This window comes from Olsenella uli (assembly GCF_901212675.1).
Taxonomy (GTDB): Bacteria; Actinomycetota; Coriobacteriia; order Coriobacteriales; family Atopobiaceae; genus Parolsenella; species Parolsenella uli_B.
This window is the reverse complement of record NZ_CAAKOQ010000065.1, coordinates 1-326: the sequence shown is the minus strand read 5'-3', so window position 1 is coordinate 326 and position 326 is coordinate 1.

The window sequence follows — 326 nt, the reverse complement described above, 5'->3', positions numbered from 1 at the left end:
TCAATCCACGCGCCCACGAGGGGCGCGACCGGTCATCTGCATCGACGGCGACCTCCCCGCGTAGTTTCAATCCACGCGCCCACGAGGGGCGCGACACGTCTGCTAAGGAGGACGCAATGGCGCGAAAGAGTTTCAATCCACGCGCCCACGAGGGGCGCGACCAGACCGCCGACGCCATCACGGCCACGGTCTCCAAGTTTCAATCCACGCGCCCACGAGGGGCGCGACTAGGCATGGACTTCGCGGGGCTTCACGCGGACGAGTTTCAATCCACGCGCCCACGAGGGGCGCGACGTCTTCTCCGACGACGCCGTCCTCGTCAGGGN